The 26,430-nt window shown below is 56.8% G+C and carries 22 protein-coding genes; 21 read left to right on the forward strand and 1 reads right to left on the reverse strand.

All coding sequences use genetic code 11. The features are described from left to right. Window positions 1-18: 18 nt before the first annotated feature. The 10 genes from rpoC to DWY76_RS01870 all read left to right on the forward strand — a co-directional run bounded on the left by rpoC (window position 19) and on the right by DWY76_RS01870 (window position 13,156). Window positions 19-3,591, forward strand: a complete 3,573-nt coding sequence (rpoC, locus tag DWY76_RS01815) for a DNA-directed RNA polymerase subunit beta' (protein ID WP_120079523.1) — start codon at window positions 19-21, stop codon at window positions 3,589-3,591. A gap of 288 nt (window positions 3,592-3,879) precedes the next feature. Further along, window positions 3,880-4,308: a 30S ribosomal protein S12 gene (rpsL, locus tag DWY76_RS01820; RefSeq protein ID WP_005940205.1), complete on the forward strand. Its 429-nt coding sequence runs from the start codon at window positions 3,880-3,882 to the stop codon at window positions 4,306-4,308. 161 nt (window positions 4,309-4,469) lie between these two features. After that, complete coding sequence (gene rpsG, locus DWY76_RS01825) at window positions 4,470-4,940, forward strand: 30S ribosomal protein S7 (protein ID WP_005930552.1); 471 nt, start codon at window positions 4,470-4,472, stop codon at window positions 4,938-4,940. A 24-nt stretch (window positions 4,941-4,964) separates the two neighbouring features. Next, entirely contained in the window at window positions 4,965-7,091 is a 2,127-nt protein-coding gene (gene fusA, locus DWY76_RS01830) for an elongation factor G (RefSeq protein ID WP_097774838.1), read from the forward strand. A gap of 175 nt (window positions 7,092-7,266) precedes the next feature. Beyond that, window positions 7,267-8,472 (forward strand): elongation factor Tu, encoded by a 1,206-nt coding sequence (gene tuf / locus DWY76_RS01835; RefSeq protein ID WP_097778122.1) that lies wholly within the window; start codon window positions 7,267-7,269, stop codon window positions 8,470-8,472. 268 nt (window positions 8,473-8,740) lie between these two features. After that, complete coding sequence (locus tag DWY76_RS01845) at window positions 8,741-9,373, forward strand: GyrI-like domain-containing protein (RefSeq protein ID WP_120079525.1); 633 nt, start codon at window positions 8,741-8,743, stop codon at window positions 9,371-9,373. A 102-nt stretch (window positions 9,374-9,475) separates the two neighbouring features. After that, entirely contained in the window at window positions 9,476-11,026 is a 1,551-nt protein-coding gene (gene guaA / locus DWY76_RS01850; RefSeq protein ID WP_044953447.1) for a glutamine-hydrolyzing GMP synthase, read from the forward strand. 192 nt (window positions 11,027-11,218) lie between these two features. Beyond that, window positions 11,219-11,554: a hypothetical protein gene (locus DWY76_RS01855; RefSeq protein WP_133300776.1), complete on the forward strand. Its 336-nt coding sequence runs from the start codon at window positions 11,219-11,221 to the stop codon at window positions 11,552-11,554. Window positions 11,555-11,667: 113 nt separating this feature from the next. Further along, complete coding sequence (locus tag DWY76_RS01860) at window positions 11,668-12,225, forward strand: TetR/AcrR family transcriptional regulator (RefSeq protein WP_097781913.1); 558 nt, start codon at window positions 11,668-11,670, stop codon at window positions 12,223-12,225. Between the two features lie 265 nt (window positions 12,226-12,490). After that, on the forward strand, window positions 12,491-13,156 hold the full coding sequence (locus tag DWY76_RS01870) for a hypothetical protein (protein ID WP_120079531.1): 666 nt from the start codon (window positions 12,491-12,493) through the stop codon (window positions 13,154-13,156). A 185-nt stretch (window positions 13,157-13,341) separates the two neighbouring features. On the opposite strand, the gene DWY76_RS01875 is transcribed toward DWY76_RS01870, so the two are convergent. Beyond that, on the reverse strand, window positions 13,342-15,297 hold the full coding sequence (locus tag DWY76_RS01875) for a glycerophosphodiester phosphodiesterase family protein (RefSeq protein WP_243111887.1): 1,956 nt from the start codon (window positions 15,295-15,297) through the stop codon (window positions 13,342-13,344). A 366-nt stretch (window positions 15,298-15,663) separates the two neighbouring features. Between DWY76_RS01875 and DWY76_RS01880 the strand changes: the two genes are divergently transcribed. The 11 genes from DWY76_RS01880 (at window position 15,664) to rsmB (ending at window position 26,420) form a co-directional block, all read left to right on the forward strand. Continuing rightward, window positions 15,664-16,983, forward strand: a complete 1,320-nt coding sequence (locus tag DWY76_RS01880) for a carboxyl transferase domain-containing protein (RefSeq protein ID WP_005940230.1) — start codon at window positions 15,664-15,666, stop codon at window positions 16,981-16,983. Window positions 16,984-17,032: 49 nt separating this feature from the next. After that, on the forward strand, window positions 17,033-17,413 hold the full coding sequence (locus DWY76_RS01885) for a biotin/lipoyl-containing protein (protein ID WP_005940233.1): 381 nt from the start codon (window positions 17,033-17,035) through the stop codon (window positions 17,411-17,413). Window positions 17,414-17,429: 16 nt separating this feature from the next. Then, window positions 17,430-18,833 carry an oxaloacetate decarboxylase subunit alpha gene (locus DWY76_RS01890; protein WP_005940236.1) on the forward strand — a complete coding sequence of 468 codons (1,404 nt, stop codon included), beginning with the start codon at window positions 17,430-17,432 and terminating at the stop codon, window positions 18,831-18,833. 134 nt (window positions 18,834-18,967) lie between these two features. Beyond that, window positions 18,968-19,360: a transposase family protein gene (locus DWY76_RS01895; protein WP_005940239.1), complete on the forward strand. Its 393-nt coding sequence runs from the start codon at window positions 18,968-18,970 to the stop codon at window positions 19,358-19,360. A 231-nt stretch (window positions 19,361-19,591) separates the two neighbouring features. After that, window positions 19,592-20,470 carry a YicC/YloC family endoribonuclease gene (locus tag DWY76_RS01900; RefSeq protein ID WP_097774851.1) on the forward strand — a complete coding sequence of 293 codons (879 nt, stop codon included), beginning with the start codon at window positions 19,592-19,594 and terminating at the stop codon, window positions 20,468-20,470. A 22-nt stretch (window positions 20,471-20,492) separates the two neighbouring features. Continuing rightward, the gene (locus tag DWY76_RS01905) at window positions 20,493-20,774 is read left to right on the forward strand and encodes a DUF370 domain-containing protein (RefSeq protein ID WP_005940246.1); all 282 of its coding nucleotides are present in this window, start codon (window positions 20,493-20,495) and stop codon (window positions 20,772-20,774) included. After that, on the forward strand, window positions 20,761-21,333 hold the full coding sequence (gene gmk, locus DWY76_RS01910; RefSeq protein WP_005940248.1) for a guanylate kinase: 573 nt from the start codon (window positions 20,761-20,763) through the stop codon (window positions 21,331-21,333). The genes DWY76_RS01905 and gmk overlap by 14 nt, the downstream gene beginning before the upstream one ends. 21 nt (window positions 21,334-21,354) lie before the next feature. Then, window positions 21,355-23,613, forward strand: a complete 2,259-nt coding sequence (gene priA, locus DWY76_RS01915; protein ID WP_120079533.1) for a primosomal protein N' — start codon at window positions 21,355-21,357, stop codon at window positions 23,611-23,613. 16 nt (window positions 23,614-23,629) lie between these two features. Beyond that, window positions 23,630-24,166 (forward strand): peptide deformylase, encoded by a 537-nt coding sequence (gene def, locus DWY76_RS01920; RefSeq protein WP_097777944.1) that lies wholly within the window; start codon window positions 23,630-23,632, stop codon window positions 24,164-24,166. After that, window positions 24,166-25,086 (forward strand): methionyl-tRNA formyltransferase, encoded by a 921-nt coding sequence (gene fmt / locus DWY76_RS01925; protein WP_005940255.1) that lies wholly within the window; start codon window positions 24,166-24,168, stop codon window positions 25,084-25,086. The genes def and fmt overlap by 1 nt, the downstream gene beginning before the upstream one ends. Next, entirely contained in the window at window positions 25,086-26,420 is a 1,335-nt protein-coding gene (rsmB, locus tag DWY76_RS01930) for a 16S rRNA (cytosine(967)-C(5))-methyltransferase RsmB (RefSeq protein WP_120079535.1), read from the forward strand. Before fmt ends, rsmB begins: the two co-directional genes overlap by 1 nt. Window positions 26,421-26,430 lie beyond the last annotated feature (10 nt).

Below are 26,430 nucleotides of genomic sequence, written 5' to 3' on the forward strand. Positions count from 1 at the left end.
TAAGAAAGGGTTCGTTTCATGGAAAACAACGTTTTCGATTCCATCAAGATCGGCCTTGCCTCCCCGGAGCAGATCCGCAACTGGAGCTACGGCGAGGTCAAAAAGCCTGAGACCATCAACTACCGTACCCTGAAGCCGGAGCGCGACGGCTTGTACTGTGAGCGCATTTTTGGACCTACCAAGGACTGGGAGTGCCACTGCGGTAAGTATAAGCGCATCCGCTACAAGGGCAAGATCTGCGACCGCTGCGGCGTTGAAGTGACCAAGGCTAAGGTCCGCCGTGAGCGCATGGGCCACATTGAGCTGGCCGCTCCCGTCAGCCACATCTGGTACTTCAAGGGCATCCCCAGCCGCATCGGCCTGATGCTGGACATCAGCCCCCGCCTGCTGGAGAAGGTGCTGTACTTTGCAAGCTATATCGTCACTGATCCGGGCGCTACCCGTCTGGAAAAGAAGCAGCTGCTCACCGAGAGCGAGTATCGTGAGATGCGCGACCACTACGGTGATGAGTTCGAGGCTGCTATGGGCGCTGAGGCCATTCAGGATCTGCTGAAGGAGATCGATCTGGATCAGCTGAGTGAAGAGCTGACTGCCGAGGTGGAAAAGTCCTCCGGCCAGAAGCGCGTGCGCATCCTCAAGCGTCTGGAAGTAGTTGAGGCATTCCGCATTTCCGGCAACCGTCCTGAATGGATGGTCATGGATGTGCTGCCTGTTCTGCCGCCTGACCTGCGCCCCATGGTCCAGCTGGACGGCGGCCGTTTTGCCACCTCCGACCTGAACGACCTGTACCGCCGCGTGATCAACCGCAATAACCGTCTGCGCCGTCTGCTGGAGCTGGGCGCTCCCGACATCATCGTGCGCAACGAGAAGCGTATGCTGCAGGAAGCAGTGGACAGCCTGATCGACAACGGCCGCCGCGGCCGTCCGGTCACCGGCCCCAACAACCGCGCACTGAAGAGCCTTTCCGATATGCTGAAGGGCAAGCAGGGCCGCTTCCGTCAGAACCTGCTGGGCAAGCGTGTTGACTACTCCGGTCGTTCTGTTATCGTCGTCGGCCCTGAGCTGAAGATGGATCAGTGCGGTCTGCCCAAGGAAATGGCTCTGGAGCTGTTCAAGCCCTTTGTCATGAAGGATCTGGTGGAGAAGGGCATTGCCAACAACATCAAGTCCGCCCGCAAGATGGTGGAGCGCGCTAAGCCCGAAGTGTGGGACAGCCTGGAGACTGTGATCAAGGGCCACCCCGTTCTGCTGAACCGTGCACCTACCCTGCACCGTCTGGGCATTCAGGCTTTCAACCCGGTGCTGGTGGAGGGCCGTGCAATCAAGCTACACCCGCTGGCATGTACTGCATTCAACGCCGACTTCGACGGTGACCAGATGGCAGTGCATCTGCCTCTGGGCGAGGATGCCTGCCGTGAGGCCAAGATGCTGATGCTGGCTTCTGGCAACCTGCTGAAACCCTCTGACGGCGCACCTGTTACCGTGCCTACGCAGGATATGATCCTGGGCAGCTACTACCTGACCACCGTTCGTGAAAATGACGAGGGCGCAGGCAAGGTGTTCCGCGATGAGAACGAAGCCCTGATGGCTTATGCAGAGCACATCGTTACCCTGCACGCACCCATCAAGGTGCGCCGCACCATGACCATTGACGGCGTGGAGCGCACCGGTCTGGTGGAAGCCACCGTCGGCCGCATCATCTTCAATAACCCTGTTCCTCAGAATCTGGGTTATATCGACCGTACTGATCCCGAGCACTGGCTGGAGTACGAGGTCAGCTTCCGCGTGACCAAGAAGACTCTGCCCGACATCATTTCCCGCTGCATGACCCGCAACGGCACCCGCAAGTGTGCAAAGATGCTGGATGCCATCAAGGCGCAGGGCTACAAGTACTCCACTCTGTCTGCAATCTCCGTCGCTGTGTGCGACGCTGTGATCCCGCCGCAGAAGCAGGAACTGATCGCTGAGGCTGACCAGCAGATCGCAAAGGTCGGCAGGCTGTTCAACCGCGGCCTGATCTCCGACAACGAGCGTTACAACCAGACCATCGCCATCTGGCAGGCTACCACTGATAAGGTCTCCAAGGCTCTGGCAGACAACCTGCCCAAGGATAATGAGATCTATATGATGGCTGACTCCGGTGCTCGTGGTTCTATGAACCAGATCAAGCAGCTGGCCGGCATGCGCGGCCTGCTGGCAAACACCGCCGGCCACACCATCGAGATGCCCATTCGTGCCAACTACCGTGAAGGTCTGAATATTCTGGAATATTTCGTTTCTGCCCGTGGTGCCCGTAAGGGTCTGGCCGATACCGCTCTGCGTACCGCTGACTCCGGTTACCTGACCCGCCGCATGGTCGATGTCTCTCAGGATGTCATTGTGCGCGAGATCGACTGCGGCACCACCGACGGCCTGTGGGTGTCTGAGATCCACGAGGGCAAGGAGAAGATCGAGAGCTTCCGCGAGCGCTTGATCGGCCGTTTTGCTGTGGGCGATGTGGTCAACCCCGTCACCGGCAAGGTGATCGTGCCGGAAGGCAAGATGATCGACCTGTACGATGCAAACGAGATCGAGGCTGCTGGCATTACCAAGCTGAAGATCCGCAGCCTGCTGACCTGCCGTGCAAAGACCGGTGTCTGCGCACGCTGCTACGGTTCCGATATGGCAAACGGCGAGCCGGTCCGTCTGGGCGAGTCTGTCGGCGTTATCGCCGCAGAGTCCATCGGCGAGCCTGGTACTCAGCTGACCATGCGTACCTTCCATACCGGCGGTATCGCATCTGCTGAAGATATCACGCAGGGTCTTCCCCGTGTTGAAGAGCTGTTCGAGAGCCGCCGTCCCAAGAGCATGGCCATCATGAGCGAGATCTCTGGTGTCGTTTCTCAGGACGATACCAAGAAGAATGTCGTTATCAAGGTGACCGGCAAGGACGAGAACGGTGCCGAGGTCGTAAAGAGCTACTCCATCCCGTTCACCCAGCATTCCCGCGTGATGCCGGGTGACCGTGTGGAGAAGGGCGACATCATCACCCGTGAAGGTGTTCTGTATCCGCAGGATATTCTGGCAATCAAGGGTCTGGAGGATGTCCAGAACTACCTGATCAACGAAGTTCAGAAGGTCTACCGTCTGCAGGGCGTTGAGATCAACGATAAGCATATCGAAGTCATCGTCCGTCAGATGTGCCGCAAGGTGCGCGTGACTGATTCCGGTTCTTCCAACCTGATCGGCGGTGCACTGGCAAGCCGTCTGGAAGTGGAGAGCATCAACGCCGATCTGCAGCAGCGCATCGACGCTGGTGAAGAGGGCCTGAAGCTGGTTGAGTACCAGCAGGTGCTGCTGGGCATCACCAAGGCTGCTCTGGCAAACGACTCCTTCCTGTCCGCTGCATCCTTCCAGGAGACCACCCGCGTGCTGACCGAAGCTGCCATCAAGGGCAAGGTCGACCCGCTGGCCGGCCTGAAGGAGAACGTCATCATTGGTAAGCTGATCCCCGCAGGTACTGGTCTGCCGGAAGTCCGTGAGGATCTGAAGAACCGTGAGGCTGAGCGCGATGCTGAGGTCGCTGCTGAACTGGCAGCTGCTGCACAGTAAGCAAAGCTCCTTCTTCTAAAATAAAACAATGGACCGCTCTGTGGGCATCCGCCTGCAGGGCGGTTTTTATATGCCCGGAAAAGCGGAAACAGGGGAGAAAACCGTGCGTTTTGCGTCGAAAAAATGCTGAAAGAAAAAATCTGGAATAAATGCAAAAAACTTTGCAAAAACTGTTGACATCCGCCTGTAAAGCGAGTATTATATAACTGTTGCGCATCCCTCATGGGGATAGTGCGGCAAAAAAGTCGGAAAAAGTCCGATGTGCATTATTAAGAAAGGAGAAACAAAATGCCTACTTTTAACCAGCTTGTACGCAAGGGTCGTCAGGTTCTGGCTACCAAGAGCACCGCTCCCGCACTGCTGAAGAGCTACAATTCTCAGAAGAAACAGTATTCTGATCTGAACAGCCCCCAGAAGCGTGGTGTCTGCACTGCTGTTCGTACCATGACCCCCAAGAAGCCCAACTCTGCTCTGCGTAAGGTTGCTCGTGTCCGCCTCACGAATGGTATCGAGGTCACCTCTTACATTCCCGGTATCGGCCATAACCTGCAGGAGCACTCCGTCGTGCTGATCCGTGGCGGTCGTGTTAAGGACCTGCCCGGTGTGCGTTACCACATCATCCGTGGTACCCTGGATACTCAGGGTGTGGCAGGCCGTAATCAGGCCCGCTCCAAGTACGGCGCAAAGCGTCCTAAGGCCGGTGCTGCAAAGAAGTAATTGAGGACAACCGCCATAAACGGCTTTCCATTATATAAATAACAAGTCCGCTTGCAAAGCGGAGGGCAACAGTTTATGTAAAGGTCAGCTCTTTGTGACACAACGGGAGTTTTATTACTTTCGAGTACCGATGATATCATTCTGTGAAGGAGGGAAGAAAGATGCCTAGAAGAGGTAACATTGCTAAGCGCGATGTCTTAGCTGATCCTATTTACAATTCCAAGATGGTCACTCGTCTGGTCAACAGCGTTATGCTGGATGGCAAGAAGGGCGTCGCTCAGAAGATCGTTTACGAAGCTTTCTCCATGATTCAGGAGAAGACCGGCAACGATCCTCTGGAGACTTTCGAGAAGGCGATGGAGAACATCATGCCCAGCCTCGAGTGCAAGACCCGCCGCGTTGGCGGTGCTAACTACCAGGTTCCTCTGGAAGTCAGCCCGGCTCGCCGCGAGACCCTGGGTCTGCGCTGGCTGACTGCCTACAGCCGCAGCCGTGGTGAGAAGACCATGGCTCAGCGTCTGGCTGCTGAAATCATGGATGCTGCCAACAACACTGGTAACGCCGTGAAGAAGCGTGAGGATACTCACAAGATGGCAGAGGCTAACAAGGCTTTCGCTCATTTCCGTTATTGATCTGTTCTGTAGGAGGTTAATTTCATGGCTACACCCAGAGAAGTTTCTCTTCAGATGACGAGAAATATCGGCATTATGGCCCACATTGATGCTGGTAAAACTACTACTACCGAGCGTATTCTGTACTACACCGGTATCAACCACAAGATCGGCGAAGTTCATGATGGCGGCGCTACCATGGACTGGATGGTTCAGGAGCAGGAGCGTGGTATCACCATCACTTCCGCTGCTACCACCTGCTACTGGAGCCACTCTGAGACCCAGAAGGATCCGGTTGCATTCAAGAAGAACCGTCACCGCATCAACATCATCGACACCCCGGGCCACGTGGACTTCACTGTTGAGGTCCAGCGTTCCCTGCGCGTGCTGGACGGTTCTGTGACCGTTCTGGCTGCAAAGGGCGGTGTTGAGCCGCAGTCTGAGACCGTTTGGCGTCAGGCTGACGAGTATAAGGTTCCCCGTATGGTGTACGTTAACAAGATGGACACCATGGGTGCCGACTTCTTCCGCTGCATCAAGATGCTGCACGATCGTCTGCACGCAAACGGCGTGGCAATCCAGCTGCCTATCGGTCAGGAGGATACCTTCCGCGGTATCGTTGACCTGGTCGATATGAACGCTGAGGTCTACTACGACGACATGGGCAACGACATGCGTACCGAGCCCATTCCTGAGGATATGCGTGAGCAGGCTGAGGAGTATCACAACATCCTGATCGAGGCTGTTGCTGAGAACGACGAAGAGCTCATGGAAAAGTACCTTGAGGGCGAGGAGATCACCCGTGCCGAGCTGAAGGCTGCGATCCGCAAGGAGACCATCGCTAACACGCTGGTTCCCGTTGTCTGCGGTTCTTCCTACAAGAACCGTGGTGTCCAGAAGCTGCTGGACGCTATCGTTGACTATATGCCCGCTCCTACCGATGTCCCTGACATCAAGGGCGTGAATCCCGAGACTGAGGAAGAGGAGACCCGTCCGTCTTCTGACGACGCTCCCTTCGCAGCTCTGGCCTTCAAGATCGCTACCGACCCGTTCGTTGGTAAGCTGGCATACTTCCGTGTTTACTCCGGTAAGGTTGAGGCAGGTACCACTGTCTACAACTCCGTGAAGGACAGCAAGGAGCGTATGGGCCGCATCCTGCAGATGCATTCTAACCACCGCAAGGATATCGACTGCTGCTACGCAGGTGATATCGCTGCTGTTGTCGGTCTGAAGAACACCACTACCGGTGACACTCTGTGTGATGAGAATCATCCCATCATTCTGGAGTCCATGAAGTTCCCCGAGCCTGTTATCCGCGTTGCCATCGAGCCCAAGACCAAGGCCGGCAACGAGAAGATGGGCATCGCGCTGGCAAAGCTGGCCGAAGAGGATCCGACCTTCAAGACCTACACTGACGAAGAGACCGGTCAGACCATCATCGCCGGTATGGGCGAGCTGCACCTGGAGATCATCGTTGACCGTCTGCTGCGTGAGTTCAAGGTTGAAGCAAACGTGGGTGCACCTCAGGTTGCTTACCGTGAGACCATCCGCAAAGAGGCCAACCAGGAGACCAAGTACGCACGTCAGTCCGGTGGTAAGGGCCAGTACGGTCATGTTAAGATCAAGATCGAGCCCAACGAGCCCGGCAAGGGTTACGAGTTCGTCAACGCCATCGTTGGCGGTGCCATCCCGAAGGAATACATCCCGGCTATCGACAACGGTATCCAGGGTGCTATGAAGTCCGGTGTTCTGGCTGGCTATCCTGTCGTTGATGTCAAGGTTACCCTGTGGGATGGTTCTTATCATGAGGTCGACTCCTCTGAAATGGCCTTCTCCATTGCTGGTTCTATGGCGTTCAAGGATGCTATGCGCAAGGCTGATCCTATCATCACTGAGCCTATCATGAAGGTTGCAGTTATCGTTCCCGATGAGTATCTGGGCGATGTTATCGGCGACCTGAATGCACGCCGTGGTCAGATCCAGGGCATGGAAGCTATGGCTGGTACTCAGCGCGTCAATGCATTTGTGCCTCTGGCTCAGATGTTCGGCTACGCTACCGACCTGCGCTCCAAGACTCAGGGCCGTGGCCAGTATGTCATGGAGCCGTCTCACTACGAGCCGGTGCCCAAGAACATTGCTGACCAGATCATTGCTGGCCGCACCAAGGGCTGATCGCCTTAAATTTAAAGTGAATTTTGCCGGGGTAGTGTAGCCTCGGCAAAATTTCCTGTAAAAGCACTTGATTTTACAGGGCAAATTTAGTAGAATAGCCTTGCAATGCAATGTCTGCATCTTGCAGGGTTGTTGTAACCAAATATCAAAACCTAAATTAAGGGAGGATATTCCAATGGCTGAAAAGGCAAAGTTCGACCGTTCTAAGCCGCATGTGAACATCGGCACCATCGGTCACGTTGACCACGGCAAGACCACTCTGACCGCCGCTATCACCAAGTACCTGGCTCTGAAGGGCGACGCAGACTTCATGGATTATGCCAACATCGATAAGGCTCCTGAGGAGCGTGCTCGTGGTATCACGATCAACTCCGCTCACGTTGAGTATCAGACCGACGCTCGTCACTACGCTCACGTTGACTGCCCGGGCCATGCTGACTACGTTAAGAACATGATCACTGGTGCTGCTCAGATGGACGGCGCTATTCTGGTCGTTGCTGCTACCGATGGTCCCATGCCCCAGACCCGTGAGCACATCCTGCTGGCTCGTCAGGTCGGTGTGCCCTATATCGTTGTGTTCATGAACAAGTGCGATATGGTCGACGACGAAGAGCTGCTGGATCTGGTCGAGATGGAGATCCGTGAGCTGCTGAGCGAGTACGACTTCCCGGGCGACGATACCCCGATCATTCGTGGTTCCGCTCTGAAGGCTCTGGAGTCTACCTCCACCGATCCCAATGCTCCCGAGTATGCTTGCATCAAGGAGCTGATGGACGCTGTTGACACCTATATCCCCAACCCCGATCGTGAGGAAGACAAGCCCTTCCTGATGCCCATCGAGGATGTCATGACCATTTCTGGCCGTGGTACCGTTGCAACCGGTCGTGTTGAGCGTGGTATTGCTAAGGTTGGCGATGCTATGGAGATCGTCGGCATCAAGCCCGATCGTCTGAGCACCACCATCACCGGTCTGGAGATGTTCCGTAAGTCTCTGGACTTCGCTGAGGCTGGCGATAACATCGGCGCTCTGCTGCGTGGTGTTGATCGTACCCAGATCGAGCGTGGTCAGGTTCTGGCTAAGCCCGGTTCCGTGCACCCCCATAAGACCTTCGAGTCTCAGGTGTACGTTCTGACCAAGGACGAAGGCGGCCGTCACACCCCGTTCTTCTCCAACTATCGTCCTCAGTTCTACTTCCGCACCACCGACGTGACCGGTATCATCACTCTGCCCGAAGGCACTGAGATGTGCATGCCCGGCGATAACGTCATGATGCACGTTGAGCTGCTGACCCCTGTCGCTATGGAAGAGGGCCTGCGTTTCGCTATCCGTGAGGGTGGCCGTACCGTTGGTTCTGGCGTTGTTGGCAAGATCATTGAGTGATTTTGACCCTTCGCGCCTTTCCTAAGGCTAAAGGTTAAACTTACGAGAGACCTTCCCATTCCGGAGAGTGGGAAGGTCTCTTTTTGCTTTAGATCCTCTGTCCGTAAGGGCAGGGGATTTTTTTTTGCGGCATGTCACAACTCTTTGTTTACAAAACAAGGTTGTTCTGGTATACTGAAAAAGGAAATGCTGGAAAAGTCCTATCGGCTGGTGCTGAGGGAATTCAGCAAAAAGAAGCAGCGAGAACTTCTGGAAGGTGTGAAGAGTAATGCCGTTTGATTATAAGAAAGAGTACAGGGAATTTTATCTCCCGCCGAAAAAACCGCATCTGATTACGATACCGCGTATGAATTTTGTGGCAGTGCACGGCAAGGGCGACCCGAATGCTCCGGGTGGAGCCTATCAGGAGGCTATGGGAGTGCTGTACGGCATTGCTTTCACCATCAAAATGAGCTATAAGGGCAGCCACAAGATGGACGGCTATTTTGAATATGTGGTTCCACCGTTGGAGGGCTTGTGGCATCAGAAGGGCGTGGATGGCGTTGACTATGCACATAAAGAAACATTTGAGTGGACATCCATGATCCGACTGCCAGAATTCGTGACGCCGGAAGCGTTTGATTGGGCCGTACAGGAAGCAACGGCCAAAAAGAAAAAGGATTTTTCCAAGGCGGAATTCCTGACCTATGATGAGGGACTTTGCGTTCAGTGCCTGCATATCGGCCCTTATGATGAAGAACCGAAAACGCTGGCGCAGATGGATGCCTTTGCCGTAGAGCAGGGGTATAGGCTTGATTTTTCAGAGACACGCTTCCACCACGAAATTTATCTGAGTGATCCTCGCCGCGCTGCACCGGGAACACTGAAAACAGTTCTGCGGCATCCCATACGTGAAAAATAAAAACAGGAAAATTCACAAATGATGTCGCTTTTATTTGGCAGATGTGCTATACTGATTTTATCTGTAGAAACACATTGAATGGATAAGGGAGGAGAGAACTTCATGCAGCATGAAACTGTCATCGTGCTGGACTTTGGCGGCCAGTACAATCAGCTGATCGCGCGCCGCGTCCGCGAGAACAATGTCTACTGTGAAATCTATTCCTATAAAACCGATCTGTCGGTTATCAAGGCAAAGAACCCCAAGGGTATCATCTTTACCGGTGGCCCCAACAGCGTTTATCTGGAGGATTCCCCCACGATCGACCCTGAGATCTTCAACTGGGGTGTGCCTGTGCTGGGCATCTGCTACGGCAGCCAGCTGATGATGCATCTGCTGGGCGGCCATGTCTGCCGCGCACCGGAGCGCGAGTACGGCAAGACTGAGGTGTTCGTGGACACGAACAGCAAGATGTTCACCGATGTGCAGCCCTCCACCATTTGCTGGATGAGCCACAACGACTATATTGAGCAGGCAGCGCCCGGCTTTAAAATCACTGCTCACACGGTCAACTGCCCGGTAGCTGCGGCAGAGAACGCCGAGAAGGGACTGTACGCAGTTCAGTTCCACCCGGAAGTGCTGCACACTGCGGAAGGCAAGAAGATGCTGCGCAACTTCGTGTACAACGTCTGCGGCTGCACCGGCGACTGGAAGATGGACTCCTTTGTGGAGAACAACGTCAAGGCCCTGCGTGAGCGCATCGGCGATGGCAAGGTGCTGTGCGCCTTGTCCGGCGGCGTGGATTCCTCCGTTCTGGCAGCTATGCTGGCTAAGGCCATCGGCAAGCAGCTGACCTGCGTGTTCGTGGATCACGGTCTGCTGCGTAAGAACGAGAAGGAAGAGGTCTGCTCTGTATTCGGCCCGGGCAATGCCAACGGCTTTGATATCAACTTTATCTGTGTGGATGCCCGCGAACGCTACTTTGCAAAGCTGGCTGGTGTTACCGAGCCGGAGCGCAAGCGCAAGATCATCGGCGAAGAGTTCATCCGTGTGTTTGAAGAGCAGGCCAAGAAGATCGGCAAGGTGGATTTCCTGGCACAGGGTACCATTTACCCGGATGTCGTTGAGAGCGGTCTGGGCGGTGAGTCCACTGTTATCAAGAGCCACCACAACGTCGGCGGTCTGCCCGACACCGTGGACTTCAAGGAGTTGGTGGAGCCGCTGCGCAACCTGTTCAAAGACGAGGTGCGTCAGGCCGGCCGTGAGCTGGGCCTGCCCGAATATTTGGTCAGCCGTCAGCCGTTCCCCGGCCCGGGTCTTGGCATCCGCATCATCGGCGAAGTGACACCTGAGAAGGTGGCAATCGTGCAGGATGCCGACGCGATCTGGCGTGAGGAGATCGCAAAGGCAGGTCTGGATAAGGAGATCAGCCAGTACTATGCAGCCTTGACCAACATGCACAGTGTGGGCGTCATGGGCGACGAGCGCACCTATGATTACGCTGTGGCGCTGCGTGCTGTGACCACCACCGACTTTATGACCGCGGAGAGCTATAATATGCCTTGGGATGTTCTGGGCACTGTCACCAGCCGCATCGTCAATGAGGTCAAGCATGTGAACCGCGTGTTCTATGATTGCACCGGTAAGCCGCCGGCAACCATTGAGCTCGAATAATGGAATTACGCGAACTTTCAACGTTGCTATGAGCAAAAATCGAAAGAAAAATCGCGCTGTGGCATTAGTTTGACATTAAGCTGCGAAAAAGCACACAGAATTATAATTCAACGAGCCTTCGCGGTTTAACATTTGAGAATAATTTGAAAGACCCCTGAAAGTGACGAGAAATCGAAACTTTCAGGGGTCTTTTTGACATTATTGACATTAAGAAATGACCGTGACATTATCGAAAATAAGGCGCTGTTGCCTGACAGTGGGGTGATAATGGATCTTGAATCCGGCGGCACGGGCAGAGCATCAATGTGTAGCACGATTGCACAGATGAATGAGGAATTTTCCTTCAACGGAAAGCTGGAAGAGCACCTGCGAATCGGCTTTAATTTGGAATTTTTGAGCGAGGCTTTGAAGTCGATGGAAGGAGACGAGGTCAGCGCATGGGTGGTCGGCCATCTGTCCCCCGTAGCCAATGCAGAAACCTGTGTTGGGTTTGTAAACTTTCAGCTGATTCATATTTTCCATTCGTGAACATGGCTCAAAGGGAGAACCACAAAAATATAAACCTTTTATGAAATCCTCTTGACAAAGTGGGAACGGGCAGTATAATAAAAATGAACATTGTTCATATTGAGGGTGACCACATGAATACAATCGTAACCTCCAAGGAAGATATCTTAAAAAACAGCCGTGAGCTTATCCGGGAAAAGGGCTGGGCGGCGGTCAGTATCCGTTCTGTCGCCTCGGCATGCGGGGTCTCGGTCGGCTCGATCTACAACTATTATGACTCCAAGGCTGAGCTTATCAGCGCCACGGTCGAGAGCGTCTGGTGCGAAATTTTCCACCGCCCGCAGGACGAGGCTGTATTTCAGGATGTGCAGACCTGTGTCAAATGGATGTACGAGCGCATGGCCTACGGCTGTGAGCAGTATCCTGGATTCTTCACACTGCACTCTCTCGGCTTTATGCAGGAGGACAAGGCCGATGGCAAACGGCACATGCAGCAAATCTGGCACCATATCTTAAATGGTCTGTGTACGGTGCTGCAACAGGATACCAAAATCCGTCCGGACGCTTTTAACGCGCAATTCACCGTTGAAAAATTTGCCGATGTTCTATTTTCGCTGATGCTGTCTGCCTTGCTGCGGCAGGACTACGACCCCGCCGCTGTGCTGGAAATCGTGCGCAGAACCTTATATTGACTGCATTTTCTTCCCACACTGCTGTGGGAATTTTATAATGTCCAAAATGAACACTGTTCACTCAAGGGAGACACTCCTAGGAAAGTTCATCGCAATATCCTGTTGCTGCTCGCCTGTCTTGTGTGGAGGAATGCAAGCTTCAACATCCTGCGTTTTGGATGCAACTTTGCCGAGCAAGCCCTTGATGACCGTAAAAACGAAGTCGGCCCTGCAAAAAAATGCAGTGTTACAATCAATTTAATCTATCAACAAGGAGCAATCAACTATGCAAGCAATCGTAGAAACTGTTTTTGATGCTGTGTATCTGGTATCCGTCATCACCATCGGTATCCTGATGATTCGTGGCTGCAAGGGCAGCCACCAGTTCAAGCTGTTCGGCCTGATGGCTGTCGTTCTGGGTGCCGGCGACTCGTTCCATCTGATTCCCCGTGCTCTGGCTCTATGCACCACGGGCTTTGAAAACTTTACCGTCCCCCTGGGTCTGGGTAAGTGGATCACCTCTGTGACAATGACTGTCTTTTATGTGCTGCTGTACTATGTATGGCGTGAGCGCTACCGGGTCAAGGGCAACAATGGCCTGACTGCCGCCATCTACGGTCTGGCTGCCGTGCGTGTTATCCTGTGCATGATGCCGCAGAACCAGTGGCTGAGCGCCGAATCCCCGCTGTCCTGGGGCATTTACCGTAACATTCCTTTTGCACTGATGGGCCTGCTGATCATCGTGCTGTTCTACCGCAGCGCCAAGGAGCATAACGACGCGGCTTTTCGCTGGATGTGGATGACCATCGTGCTGAGCTTCGGGTTCTACATTCCCGTTGTTCTTTGGGCCAATACCGTCCCCATGATCGGTATGCTGATGATCCCCAAGACCTGTGCCTATGTGTGGACCGTTCTCATCGGTTATTCTGCTATGAAGAAGGAATGTAAGTGATTTGTTCACAGTACCGATTTATGAAATAAATTGCTTTGTAAAGATCCAAGCTTACCGAATTGGAATGATCTTACTTGATAAAACTGGATCAGGTAAACTTGCAAGCCCCCTGCCGGTGATGAACTGGCAGGGGGCTTTTTATGTGTGTACGGGTAGTTTAACAGAATACTTGATGTTTGCCGCGATTACGATGCATCCAGCAATTCGTCCGGGTCCTCGATGGCTTCTTCGATGGTCTCTTCCTCAGGAGTGGGTTCATCGACATCGGACGGAGCGAACAGGTCACGGATGAAGTCGCGCAGGAGGACGAGGCTGTTGTCAAGGTCGGCATCCTCGCTCAGCAGCTGCTGGATCATATCCGGCTTATCGGTGATCAGGTCGTCCACGCCGATGCTCAGCAGTTCGCTGGCATCCTCTTCGCGGTTGACGGTCCATGCGGAGATCGTCTTGCTGCGCTTATGGATCTGCTGCACCATACCGGAGGTGATAAAGGTGGACTGTACGCTGAAGAAATCTGCGGCAGGCAGATCGTAATAACTGCCCACGCCCAGTGCAAGGATATAGCCGGTCCGGATCTCCGGTGCCAGCTCCTTGACCTTGCAGAGGGTCTCATAACTCTGCGAGGTGATGGTGCAGTCCTGCGCAAAGCCTTTTTCGCGGATGATGCGGATGGTTTCCGCTTCCAGCTCCGGGGTGGCGGCATTGGGCTTGATCTCAATGTTCAGCTGGATCTTACCTTTGCACAGGTCCAGCACTTCTTCCAGTGTGGGAACTTTGGCACCAGTGTACTTCTGGCCGAACCAGCGCCCGGCATCCAGCTTACGAACCTCGTTATAGGTCAGGTCGTAGATGTTCTCGTTGCGGCCGGTGCAGCGGCGCAGGCTGGTATCGTGGGTCACCATGACCACGCCGTCCCTGGTCATCTGCACATCCAGCTCGGCCCACTCGCAGCCCTGATCGATGGCCAGCTGGAAAGCGGGCAGGGTGTTTTCCGGTGCGGCAGCGGAGTAGCCGCGGTGCGCGGTGACTACCGGCGCAACGCCGCCCAGCATGGAGAGCAGCTCGTCGTCTCTGGGCAGGGCAAGGTAACAGAATGCCAGCGCAAAGGTGAGCAGAGTAGCACCCGCAACCGATGCACCCAAAAGCAGCCTGCCGGTGGAACGGTGATGCTTTCCGCTCTGGACCGGCTCCGGCTCAGAGGGGAGAGACTCCCGCAGGCGGCAGTGCAGCATGGCGAGGATCGTGCACTGCGCCATGGTGATGGCGCAGTCGATCAGGAACTGGAAGAACGGCATCTCAATGGCCAGCGCCGCGCGGGACAGTGCAAACATGGCTTGTGTGCTCTGCAGCCCGACCGCAATGATGATGCCGTACAGCGGCACGGCAACCGCTGCCGTCAGCAGCAGGGAACGCAGGACGACCGAGAGGTTCCAGCGCAGCAGCAAAAGAAAAGCACGGAAGACGCGCCTGCGGATGCAGCAAAAGCTTTCCTTTACCGACTGCCACAGGCTTTTGCGCTCCAGCACGAACAGCGGCAGCACCAGCACCCAGCTGACACAGAGGAACAGCAGGGCAGCACCGGCAGCCAGATAGAGCAGGTAATACCGGCTGTTTGCCCGGATGACACCTATGATGTATTCCGGCACGGCAAGCTGCGTGATATAGTTACAGGCGAGGAAAAAATTGGTGAACGGGATCAGCACGGCACTGTAGACCAGAACGAGCCAGTTCTGCGGCAGGAATGCGTGGCGGATATCTGCAAGAGAGGTGCGCAGCAGGGCAGGCAGGCGGATCGTTTCGCCCTTGCGGGCAAGATCCAGCCCATGCAGCAGGACGGAAAACTCATACAGCGCCCAGAACGCGGTCAGGATGGCAATGAGCGTGATGCACAGGATGATCGCAGGGGAGGAAAAGATATCGGAAGCATTGTTGTTGCTCAGGTAGTGCATGGGTGCGAACCGCAGCGTGAGCGACCAGAGCTGCTGCATCAGGGGGACGAACAGCAGGTTCGTTGCAGCCTTATACAGGACGATGACCGCGAGCAGGGGGATCTCGGCGCGGCGGATGATAGCCCGGGCGGAGTGCTTCATGGAGTTGTAGGTTTCGTTGGAGGCGCGGAGTGAAGTGAACAGATCTTTCAATTTGACATGGCCTTCCTTTTATATTCTGCAAAATGACCCGCCCCGAAGCTTCCCGGCGGGCTGTTCTGCGAAAAAAATTTACATATTAAATATAGTGTAACATAACTTCTTATAAAATAAAATGCAGCAGGGGCAGACAGAATCCACAAAATTAAAAGAGATTTTTTGGCAGCTGAGTGTGCGGTGCAAAATGCCCGAAAAAAGGCGAGAAAGCGGAGGAACGATGACTCGTTAAAAAATTGTAGAACTCTGCGCGACAGATGTTGATTCGCATGGACTTTTATAGAATCTCTTGCATTTTTATGGAAAATTCAGTATAATAAAACTAATTTTGAAAGCTCACACAGACAACCAGGAGGTCTTACCATGGCTTCAAAGATCAATAAGGGAGAAATCCTCGCCAAGTTTTTTGATGACGGGGAATACACTGCACTGTTTGCTGACGGTGCAGTGAGCGCTGCCTGCGGCTATGCGGCAGGTCAGCAGGCTTACGCTGTTTACCAGAACGGCGAAGCTGTTACCGTAAAGGATGTTGAAAAGAACATCAAAGTTCTGGAGATGGCAGCTCAGACTGGCTGCCCGGTCGTCACCTTCTATAACTCCGTCGGCGCAAAGCTGGCTGAGGGTCTGGACGTGCTGACCGCCAGCGCAAAGCTGAATGCGCAGATCGCAAAGGTTTCCGGCGTGATCCCGCAGGTGGCTGTTGTTCTGGGTGTCTGCGGCGGCACCAGCGCACTGAGCGCTGCCAATGCAGATGTCTGCATCATGGCTGAGGGCGCAGAGCTGTTCTTCACCGCTCCGTTCACCTCTGCTGCCAAGGGCGACAAGGTGGCCGATGCCGGCACCGCAGCCGCCGCTGCAAAGGCTGGCGTGGCCGCCATTGTGGCACCCACTGCTGAGGAAGCTGCCGAGAAGGCTGCTCACATCGTGGGCCTGCTGCCGGCCAACAACCTGACCGGCCCTGCGATCTTTGAGTTCGAGCAGCCCACTGCTGCTCTGGCTGCCGGTGCAGAGCCTGCAAAGGCTGCTGCTGCCGTGGTCGATAAGGACAGCGCTGTGGAGCTGTATGCAGGCTTTGGCAAGTCTGTTTACACCGCATTTGCCACCGTGGGCGGCAACGCCGTGGGCGTTGTGGCCACCGGCAAGACCCTGTGCCACAACTGCGTGGCCAAGGCTTCCCGCTTTGTGCGTCTGTGCGATGCCTTCAGCGTGCCGGTGATCACCATTGTGGATACCGAGGGCTTTGTGCCCAGCGCGACCGACGACATTGCAGGCGGCATCCGTGAGGCTGCCCGTCTGGCTGCTACCTATGCCGACGCTACCACCGCAAAGGTGGCTGTGCTGGCTGGCAAGGCCGTCGGCCCTGTTTACACCGCTCTGGCTGCTGCCGATCTGCGCATTGCCGTGGCTGGCTGCACCGTCAGCGCACTGGAACCCAGCGCAGCGGTCAGCGTCCTGTACAAGGAAGAGATCGATGCTTCCGACAACATCATTGCAGCCACCAACGCAAAGGCTGCTGCTTACACCGCCGAGGTGTGCAGCGCAGCAAATGCAGTTGCCTGCGGCGCTGCTGACCTGACCTGCGATGCAGCCAATGTGCGTGCAAGCGTTGTTGCCGCACTGGAACTGCTGAGCACCAAGCGTGCTGCCCGCCTGCCCAAGAAGCACGGCAACATGGCTCTGTAATCGTCTGTATAAATCTTTTTGATACGATTTTGATTTGGAGGATCCTTCCATGAAGTACTACAATATTACCGTCAATGGCGTTGCTTACAGCGTCTCCGTGGAGGAGACTGCCGCTGGTGCTGCTCCGGTTGCTGCTGCAGCTCCTGCCGCACCCGCTGCTCCTAAGGCTGCTCCGGCTCCCGCTGCTGCTCCCAAGGCTGCTGCAGGCGCTGCTGGTGCCGTTGCCGTCAAGGCTCCCATGCCCGGCAACATTCTGGATGTCAAGGTCAAGGCCGGTGCATCCGTGAAGGCTGGCGACGTGCTGGTGATCCTGGAGGCCATGAAGATGGAGAACGAGATCGTTGCTCCGCAGGATGGCACTGTGGCTTCCATCAACGTCAACAAGGGCGACACCGTCAACTCCGGTGACGTTCTGGTTTCCATGAACTAAGGGAGAGGTGACAATCATGGCCAAAAAGCCGATCAAGGTTACTGAGGTCGTCCTGCGCGATGCCCACCAGTCTCTGCTGGCCACCCGCATGACCATGGATGAGATGCGTCCCATCCTGCCGGAAATGGATAAGATCAACTACTTCTCCGTGGAGTGCTGGGGCGGCGCTACGTTCGACAGCTGCATCCGCTTTCTGGACGAAGACCCGTGGGAGCGCCTGCGCATCCTGCGCAAGGAACTGCCCCACCAGAAGCTGCAGATGCTGTTCCGCGGCCAGAACATGCTGGGCTACCGCCCCTACGCAGACGATGCCGTTGAGTACTTTGTGCAGAAGTCTGTTGCAAACGGCATCGACGTGATCCGTATTTTCGATGCACTGAACGATCCGCGCAACCTGCAGACCGCCATCAAGGCAGCCAACAAGGAAGGCGCTCATGTGCAGGGCTGCATCAGCTACACCCTCAGCCCCGTGCACAACAACGAGTACTTTGCAGCCTACGCCAAGACCCTGGAGGAGATGGGCGCAAACTCCATCTGCATCAAGGATATGGCCGGTCTGCTGACCCCCTATACCTGCTACGATCTGGTGAAAAAGCTGAAGGAGACCGTCAGCATCCCTGTTGACATCCACAGCCACTACACCGCAGGTCTGGCTTCCATGTCCATCCTGAAGGGCATCGAGGCAGGTGCCGACATCATCGATACCGCCATGAGCCCCCTGAGCCTGGGCACCAGCCACATGCCCACCGAGAGTCTGGTCGCTGCCCTGCAGGGCACCGATTACGACACCGGTCTGGATCTGAAGCAGCTGAACGTTGTGCGCGCATACTTTGCAAAGCTGCGCGAGAAGTACATTGCCAACGGCCAGATCAGCCCGAAGAGCCTCGGCGTGGATGCAAACACCCTGCTGTATCAGGTGCCGGGCGGCATGTTCTCCAACATGCTCAAACAGCTGAAGGATGCCGGCAAGGAAGATAAGCTGGACGAAGTGCTGGCAGAGATCCCCCGCGTCCGCGAGGATGCAGGCTATCCGCCGCTGGTCACCCCCACCAGCCAGATCGTTGGTACGCAGGCTGTGTTCAACGTGATCCTGGGCGAGCGCTACAAGATGGTCACCAAGGAGTTCAAGGGTCTGGTCCACGGTGATTACGGCAAGACTCCCGCTCCCATCAAGCCCGAGTTCACCAAGAAGATCCTGGGCGACGAGCAGCCCATTACCTGCCGCTTTGCTGATACTCTGGCTCCTGAGATGGACAAGCTGAAGGCAGAGGCTGCCAAGTGGGCAACGCAGGAAGAGGATGTGCTGACCTACGCAATGTTCCCGCAGGTGGCACCCAAGTTCTTTGAAAAGCGCAATGCCAAGAAGCAGGGCGTGGACGGCGACCATGTGGACTACACCAATCAGTCTCATCCCGTCTGATCTTTCATAACGGATTCAGGAGCTTCTCGCTTTTGCGGCGGGAGGCTCCTTTTTGTGTTTTGCACCGGATCTGGCCCCAAAAATGGGCGGCGGCTCATTGACATGAAAATCCATCCATTTTATAATGAATCAAAATGGATGCAGCCGACACCCGGGCATCCCCGGAAAAAGAAGAGGTGATCTGCATGAGAAGCATCACGGCACAGCGCCTTGCGGAATTTACAGAGCAGGATTATGAATTTACCTTCGGCATCACCCGGAAGGAATTTGCCCAGATGCTGGAAGCACTGAATGCGGCTTATTGCAAGGAGCACCGGCGCAGGCCGCATTTTACCAAGATCACAATGCAGGATAAGCTGGTGCTGACTTTGCTCTACCGCCGCGAGTACCGCAGCATGGAGAACATTGCGGCAGAATACGGTGTCTCCCGCGATACCATTGCGGACAATATCCACTGGGTGGAGCGCGCACTGCTGAACGCAAATCTGCTGCAGAACAGCGTGACCTGCGTATATAAAACCAACTGAAACAGGCTCTGATACAGGATCGGAAGATTTTGTATCAGAGCTTTTTTGCTTTGCACCGTGTATTGCGGCCGGTTTTGGCGGCGGCACGCAACAGTGCACCTTGAATTTTGGGCCGAAGAATAGTAAAATGAAACTATATGTATCGTAACATGGGTTTGTGTACCCAAAGGCGGATACGTATACCGAAACTTGTAAGCTGAAACACTGAAAATGTAAGAACAGGAGAGCGTTATGATCTTAAGCATGACCGGCTTTGGCCGGGGGACTGCTGTGCGCAATGGCCGTGAGATCACGGTGGAGCTGCGCAGCGTGAATTCCCGCTACTTTGAGTATTCTTCGCGCATCCCGCGCACCTGCAGCTATCTGGACAGCCGCCTGAAAAAGCAGCTCAACGAGCGCATTTCCCGCGGCAAGGTGGAGCTGAGCATGACCGTGCAGAATGTGGACGCTGCCGATACGGTGGTGGCCGTCAACATGGAGCTGGCACGCAGCTACCAGCAGGCCATGCGGGATATTTCGGAACAGCTGGGTGTCAAGAACGATATCTCTGCGGGCGTGCTGACCCGCTTCCCGGATGTGCTCACCACCCGCCACGCGGATGTGGACGAGGAACAGCTGTGGGAAGATGTTTCTGCCGTTACCGCACAGGCGCTGGACCGCTTTGTGGAGATGCGCGCCGCCGAGGGTGCCAAGATGAAGGCAGACGTGGAAAACCGTCTGAACTTCCTCGAGGAGTGCGTGGGCAGGGTGGAGACTTTGAGCGCAGGCCGCGTGGAAGCCTACACCAACCGCCTGTACGAGAAGCTCAAGGTCATTCTGGAGGACCGCGATATCGACGATGCCCGCGTGCTGACCGAGGCCGCTATTTTTGGCGATAAGACCGCTGTGGATGAAGAGACGGTGCGCCTGCGCAGCCACATTGCGCAGTACCGCGATATCCTCAAGCTGGACGAGCCGGTGGGCCGCAAGCTGGACTTTTTGACGCAGGAGCTGAACCGCGAGACCAATACCATCGGCTCCAAGTGTCAGGATCTGGATATCACCCGCATCGTGGTGGATATGAAGGCGGAGATCGAAAAGATCCGCGAACAGATCCAGAATCTGGAGTGATACAGAAAATTCGGAGGGGTTTATGAAGCTCATCAACATCGGGTTTGGCAATATGGTCAGTGCAGGCCGTGTGGTGGCAGTGGTCAGCCCGGACTCCGCCCCGGTCAAGCGCCTTGTAAAGGAAGCGCGGGAGCGCGGAATGCTGATCGATGCATCCTATGGCCGCAGCACCCGTGCAGTGCTTATCATGGACTCCGATCATGTGGTGCTCTCGGCGCTTCAGCCGGAAACGGTGGCCAACCGTGCGGCAGGACAGGAGGGCAAAACACCAGCAGAGGAGGAACAGACCCATGGCGAACGATAAATATTTGTTTGTGGTCTCCGGCGCGGCCGGTACCGGCAAGGACAGCGTGGTGAAGGCACTGCGCGAAGCACACCCGGAGATCGAAAAGACTGTTTCCGCCACCACCCGCGCACCGCGTCCCGGTGAGCAGGAGGGCGTGGATTATTATTACCGCACCCGGGAGCAGTTCCAGCAGCTGATCGAGAACGATCAGGTGGTGGAGCACAACTTCTACAACGGCAACTACTACGGTACCCTGCGCGAAGAGGTGGACAAGCGCCTTGCAGCCCGGAAGGTGGTCGTTCTGGTCATCGATGTGCACGGCGCAGCGAACATCCGCCGCATGTTCCCGGGCGCGACCACCGTGTTCCTGCTGCCGCCGTCGGTGGAGGAGCTGGAGCGCCGTCTGCGGGGCCGCGGCACCGAGACCGAGGACAGCATTCAGGAACGTCTTGCCACCGCCCGGCAGGAGCTGGCCCAGCAGGATAAATTCACCCTGAAGCTGGTCAACGACCAGGTCGATACCTGCGCCGATGCACTGTATCAGGCCATCTGCCAGCGCATTGGTGCCGCAGAATAACATTTTGAAGGAGCTGGACGAATGCCCAAAACGGTAGGCGTTGCCGTCAGCAATGCGACCTTCCACTTTGATAAGCTTTATACCTATGCCGTCATGCCGGATCAGCAGAATGCGGTAAAACTTGGCAGCATGGTGCTGGTGCCCTTTGGCCGCGGCAGCCGCGCCCGCATGGGCGTGGTGCTGGCCTGCGATGCCGAACCGGAAAGCGCGAAGCTGAAATATCTTTTCGACGTGGCCCCGGCATCCGCCTGCCTGACCCCGGAACTGCTGCGGCTGGTGCACTTTTTGAAGGAGCGCACCTTCTGCACCTATTACGAAGCGGTCAAGGCGGTCATTCCCTATGGTGCACAGTACAAGCCTGCCGTGGCGGCGGACGGCGTAACGCCGGTGCTGCAAAAGCAGCTCACCCGCCACACCGAGAACTCCTACCGCCTTGTGGGCGGGCTGCCGCCAAAGCCGAAGCCGACAGCCAAGCAATTGGCGGCAGTGGCGCTGCTGGGCGGTGGGCCGCGCACCCTGAACGAACTGGAAGACAAGGGCATCAGCCGTGCCGTGCTGGATAACCTGTGCGCCAAAGGCGTGCTGGAATGCAGCAAGGTGAATAAATCCATCGACCTGTATTCGTCCATTCCGCTGAAAAACGAGCCGATCACCCTCACGCAGGAGCAGCAGGCGGCTTACGATGCTCTGCTGCCAAAGCTGGAAGACGATGCACCCCACTCGGCGCTGCTCTACGGCGTGACCGGCAGCGGCAAAACGCTGGTGTTTTTAAAGCTCATTGCCCGCTGTCTGGAGCAGGGCAGGCGTGCGCTGGTGCTGGTGCCGGAGATCAGCCTGACCCCGCAGATGATCCTGCGGCTCAAGAGTCAGTTTGGCCGCCGGGTGGCGGTGCAGCACTCTGCCCTCAACCACACCGAACGCCTTTTGCAGTGGCAGATGATTCAGGACGGCGGCGCAGACATCGTGGTGGGTACCCGCAGTGCGATCTTTTCGCCGCTGGAAAACATCGGGCTCATCATCATCGATGAGGAGCAGGAGCACACCTACCGCTCGGAATCCGCGCCCCGCTATTCTGCCCACGAGGTGGCCCGGCAGCGCGCGGCGGAAAACGGTGCATTGCTTCTGCTGGCAAGCGCCACCCCCAGCACCGAGAGCTTTTACGCGGCCCAGCATGGCCGCACCCAGCTGGTGCGGCTGACCCAGCGCTACGGCGGCAACCCGCTGCCCACGGTGCAGATCGTGGATATGCGCGCAGAGCTGGCGGCAGGCAACCCGCGGGAGATCAGTCTGTCGCTGGAAGATGCCATCCGCCGCAATCTGGATGCAGGCAAGCAGACCATTTTGCTGCTGAACCGCCGGGGCTACCAGACCATGGCCCAGTGCGAGGACTGCCGCGAGGTGCTCAAGTGCACAAAGTGCAGCGTGCCGATGGTGTACCACAAAGCGGCGCACAAGGTATTGTGCCACTACTGCGGCAGCCAGATGGAACCGCCCACTGTCTGCCCCGCCTGCGGCGGCAAGCTGCAGTACCGGGGCTTCGGCACCCAGAAAGCCGAGGAAGAGCTGGCAAAGCTGTTCCCGGATGCGCGGGTGCTGCGCATGGATCAGGATTCCACTGCCGCAAAGGATGCCCACGAAAAGCTGCTGGCAAGGTTTGCGAACCACGAATATGACATCATGGTGGGTACCCAGATGGTGGCCAAGGGACTGGATTTTGAGAATGTGACCCTTGTGGGCGTGCTGGGCATCGACTCGCTGCTGTTTGCGCAGGGCTTCCGCGCGTATGAGAACGTGTTCAGCCTCATCACACAGGTGGTGGGCCGCAGCGGACGGGCCAGAGACCCCGGCTTTGCCATCATCCAGACCACCGACCCCGATAACCCGGTGCTGAACCTTGCCGCCGCGCAGGACTACGATGCCTTTTTTGAGCAGGAGATCGCCTACCGCAAGCTGGGCCTGTACCCGCCCTTCTGCGGGCTGTGCGTCATTGGCTTTGCAGGCGCAAAGGAGATCGAGGTGGCACGGGCGGCGGCGCGCTTTGCGACCCTGCTGGGCCAGCAGGCGGCAAAACAGCCGGACCTGCCGCTGCGGGTGCTTGGCCCCACGCCCGGCAGTATTGAAAAAATCAACGACACCTACCGCTACAAACTTACCATCAAGTGCCGCAATGACCGCCGCTTCCGCGACCTCGTGCGCAGCACACTGGAAAGATACGAACAGGAAAAACTTCCGTCCAAGGCCACCGTTGCGGTGGACCTGCACTCGGACGGTGACATCTGATTTGGAGGTACCATAAATGGCAATCCGTAACATTGTAAAAGAGGGCGATCCCATCCTGAACAAGGTCTGCCGCCCCGTCACCACCTTTGATGACCGTCTGGCTACCCTGCTGGACGACATGCACGAGACCATGATCGCCGCCGACGGCGTGGGTCTGGCCGGCCCGCAGGTGGGCATGCTGCGCCGTCTGTTCGTGGTGTGGGACACCACCGACGCGCCCGAGGAGATCCCCGAAGATTACGAATATAAGTTCATCGACTTTGTGAACCCGGAGATCCTGGCCGTATCCGAGGAAGAGGAGACCGCCTACGAGGGCTGTCTGTCCTTCCCGGGCCACAACGGCGCTGTGACCCGCCCCGCCGCGGTCAAGGTGCGCGCACAGGACCGCCACGGTGAGTGGTTCGAGCTGGAAGCTGAGGATCTGCTGGGCCGCTGCATCCAGCACGAGAACGACCATCTGGACGGCATTACCATCATGCAGTCCAGCGAGTATTTCTATGAGGATACCGAAGAGGGCAAAAAAGCTGCCCGCGAAGCGAAAGGAAACAAGTAATGCGCATTTTGTTCATGGGCACGCCGGATATTGCCGCAGAGTGCCTCAAAGCCCTGTATGCCGCCGGGCATGATATCTGCGCGGTGTACACCCGGCGGGACAAGCCGGTTGGCCGCAAGCAGGTGCTTACCGCACCCCCGGTCAAGGAAGTGGCCCTTGCCCACGGCACGCCGGTGTTCCAGCCACGCACCCTGCGGGACGGCAGCGAGGACGAGAACATCCGCGCACTGGCCCCGGAACTGATCGTGGTGGTGGCTTACGGCTGCATCCTGCCGAAGTCTGTGCTGGAAGCGCCGAAGTACGGCTGCATCAACCTGCATGTCTCCCTGCTGCCCAAGTACCGCGGCAGCGCCCCGGTGCAGTGGGCCGTGCTGAACGGCGATGCCGAGACCGGCGTTTCCATCATGCAGATGGACGAGGGCCTTGACACCGGCGATGTGCTCTGCTGCGAGAAGATCGCCATTGACCCGGAGGAGACCAGCGGCCAGCTGTTTGACCGCGTGACTGCCGTGGGTGCACGGGTGCTGTGCGAGGTGGTGCCCGCCATCGCCGCCGGAACGCTGAAACCCCAGCCGCAGGATCATGAGAACGCCTGCCTTGCGCCTATGCTGAACAAGGAGATGGCAGAGTTCCGCCTGACCGAATCGGCTGCCCACATCCACAACTGGGTGCGCGGCATGAACCCGTGGCCCGGTGCATGGTTCGTCACCTCCGGCGGCAAAAAGCTCAAGGTGATGGAGTGCCGTGCCGTGGAAGCTCACGGCGAAGCGCCCGGCACCGTGCTGGCCACAAAGCCGCTCACGGTGGCTTGCGGTGAGGGGGCCGTCCAGCTGCTGAATGTGGTGCCGGAAGGCAAAAAGCCCATGGACGGCACCGCCTTTGCGGCCGGTCAGCGCCTGAAAACGGGGGATATCCTCTGATGGCGGCGAATCCCCGCGCGGCGGCAGTGGCAGCGCTGGTGCGGCAGGAGCAGGATGGGTTTTCCAACCTTGTTCTGGATGCCGAACTCAAGCGCCAGCAGCTGGAAGGCCGCGATAAAGCTTTTGCCAGCGCCATCTTTTACACGGTGCTGGAACACCGGGGCACGCTGGACTACATCCTGTGCCAGTTCCTGCCCAAGGGCCTTGCCAAGCTGGATGCACCGGTGCGCGAAATATTGCGCGCGGCGCTGGCGCAGGCCCGCTATATGCAGGTGCCGGTGTCCGCTGCGGTGAACGAAGCCGTCAAGCTGACCCGTGCCTTCAAAAAATCCAGCGCATCCGGTCTGGTCAACGCCGTGCTGCGCAAGGCGTGCAGCTACGACCTGAGCACCGCAAGCTTCAAAAACGAAGTGGAGCGGCTCATGGTGCTTGGATCTGCCGGGCGGGATGTGGCGGAATTTCTGCACAAAAACTACCCGGACGAAGCACTGGGTATCCTTACCTACAAGGCCGACGGCGGCATGACCAGCCTGCGGGCGAACCCGCTGAAAGGCAGTGCCGATGAGCTTTGTGCAAAGCTGCTGGCTTCCGGCGCAAAGGAAGCAAAGCGGGGCATTGTGCCCGGCAGTGTGCTGGCCCGGTTCGAGGGCAGCCCGGCGGAAAATGAGCTGTTCCGGCAGGGGTACTTCCATGTGGAAGGGCAGGCCAGCCAGCTGGCGGCGCTCTGCGTGGACGCACAGCCCGGAGAAACAGTCATCGACCTGTGCGCCGCGCCCGGCGGCAAGACCATCCTGCTGGCCGAGCAGATGCACAGCACCGGCAGGCTTTACAGCTGCGATGCCGCCGAGAACCGCGTGGGCCTGATCCGCACGGCAGTGCAGCGCATGGGACTGACCAATGTGGAAGCCCTGTGCAACGATGCCACAAAGGTGAACCCGGCCCTGCCGCAGGCCGACCGCATTTTAGCGGATGTGCCCTGCAGCGGCCTTGGCATTCTGGCAAAAAAGCCGGATCTGCGCTACAAAAAGCTGGAACCGGCCCGCGAAGCTGAATTATTGGCCACGCAGTCGGCCATCCTCGATACGGCGGCACAGCTGCTGAAAGCGGGCGGCAGGCTGGTGTACTCCACCTGCACCATCGACCCGGCAGAAAACCAGCAGCAGATCGCGTCATTTCTGGCCCGCCACCCGGAGTTTACGGTGGTGGAGCCTGCCGCAGCGCTGCCCGCCGGGATGACGGCAGGGGAGCACGGCGCGCTTTCGGTGCCCACCCGTACCGGCATGGACGGTTTTTTCCTGTGTGCCATGCAGAAAAACGGGGAAAAGCTGCAATGAAACAGGTGGC

This window comes from Faecalibacterium sp. AF27-11BH (assembly GCF_003603005.1).
In the GTDB taxonomy this organism is placed as follows: Bacteria; Bacillota; Clostridia; order Oscillospirales; family Ruminococcaceae; genus Faecalibacterium; species Faecalibacterium taiwanense.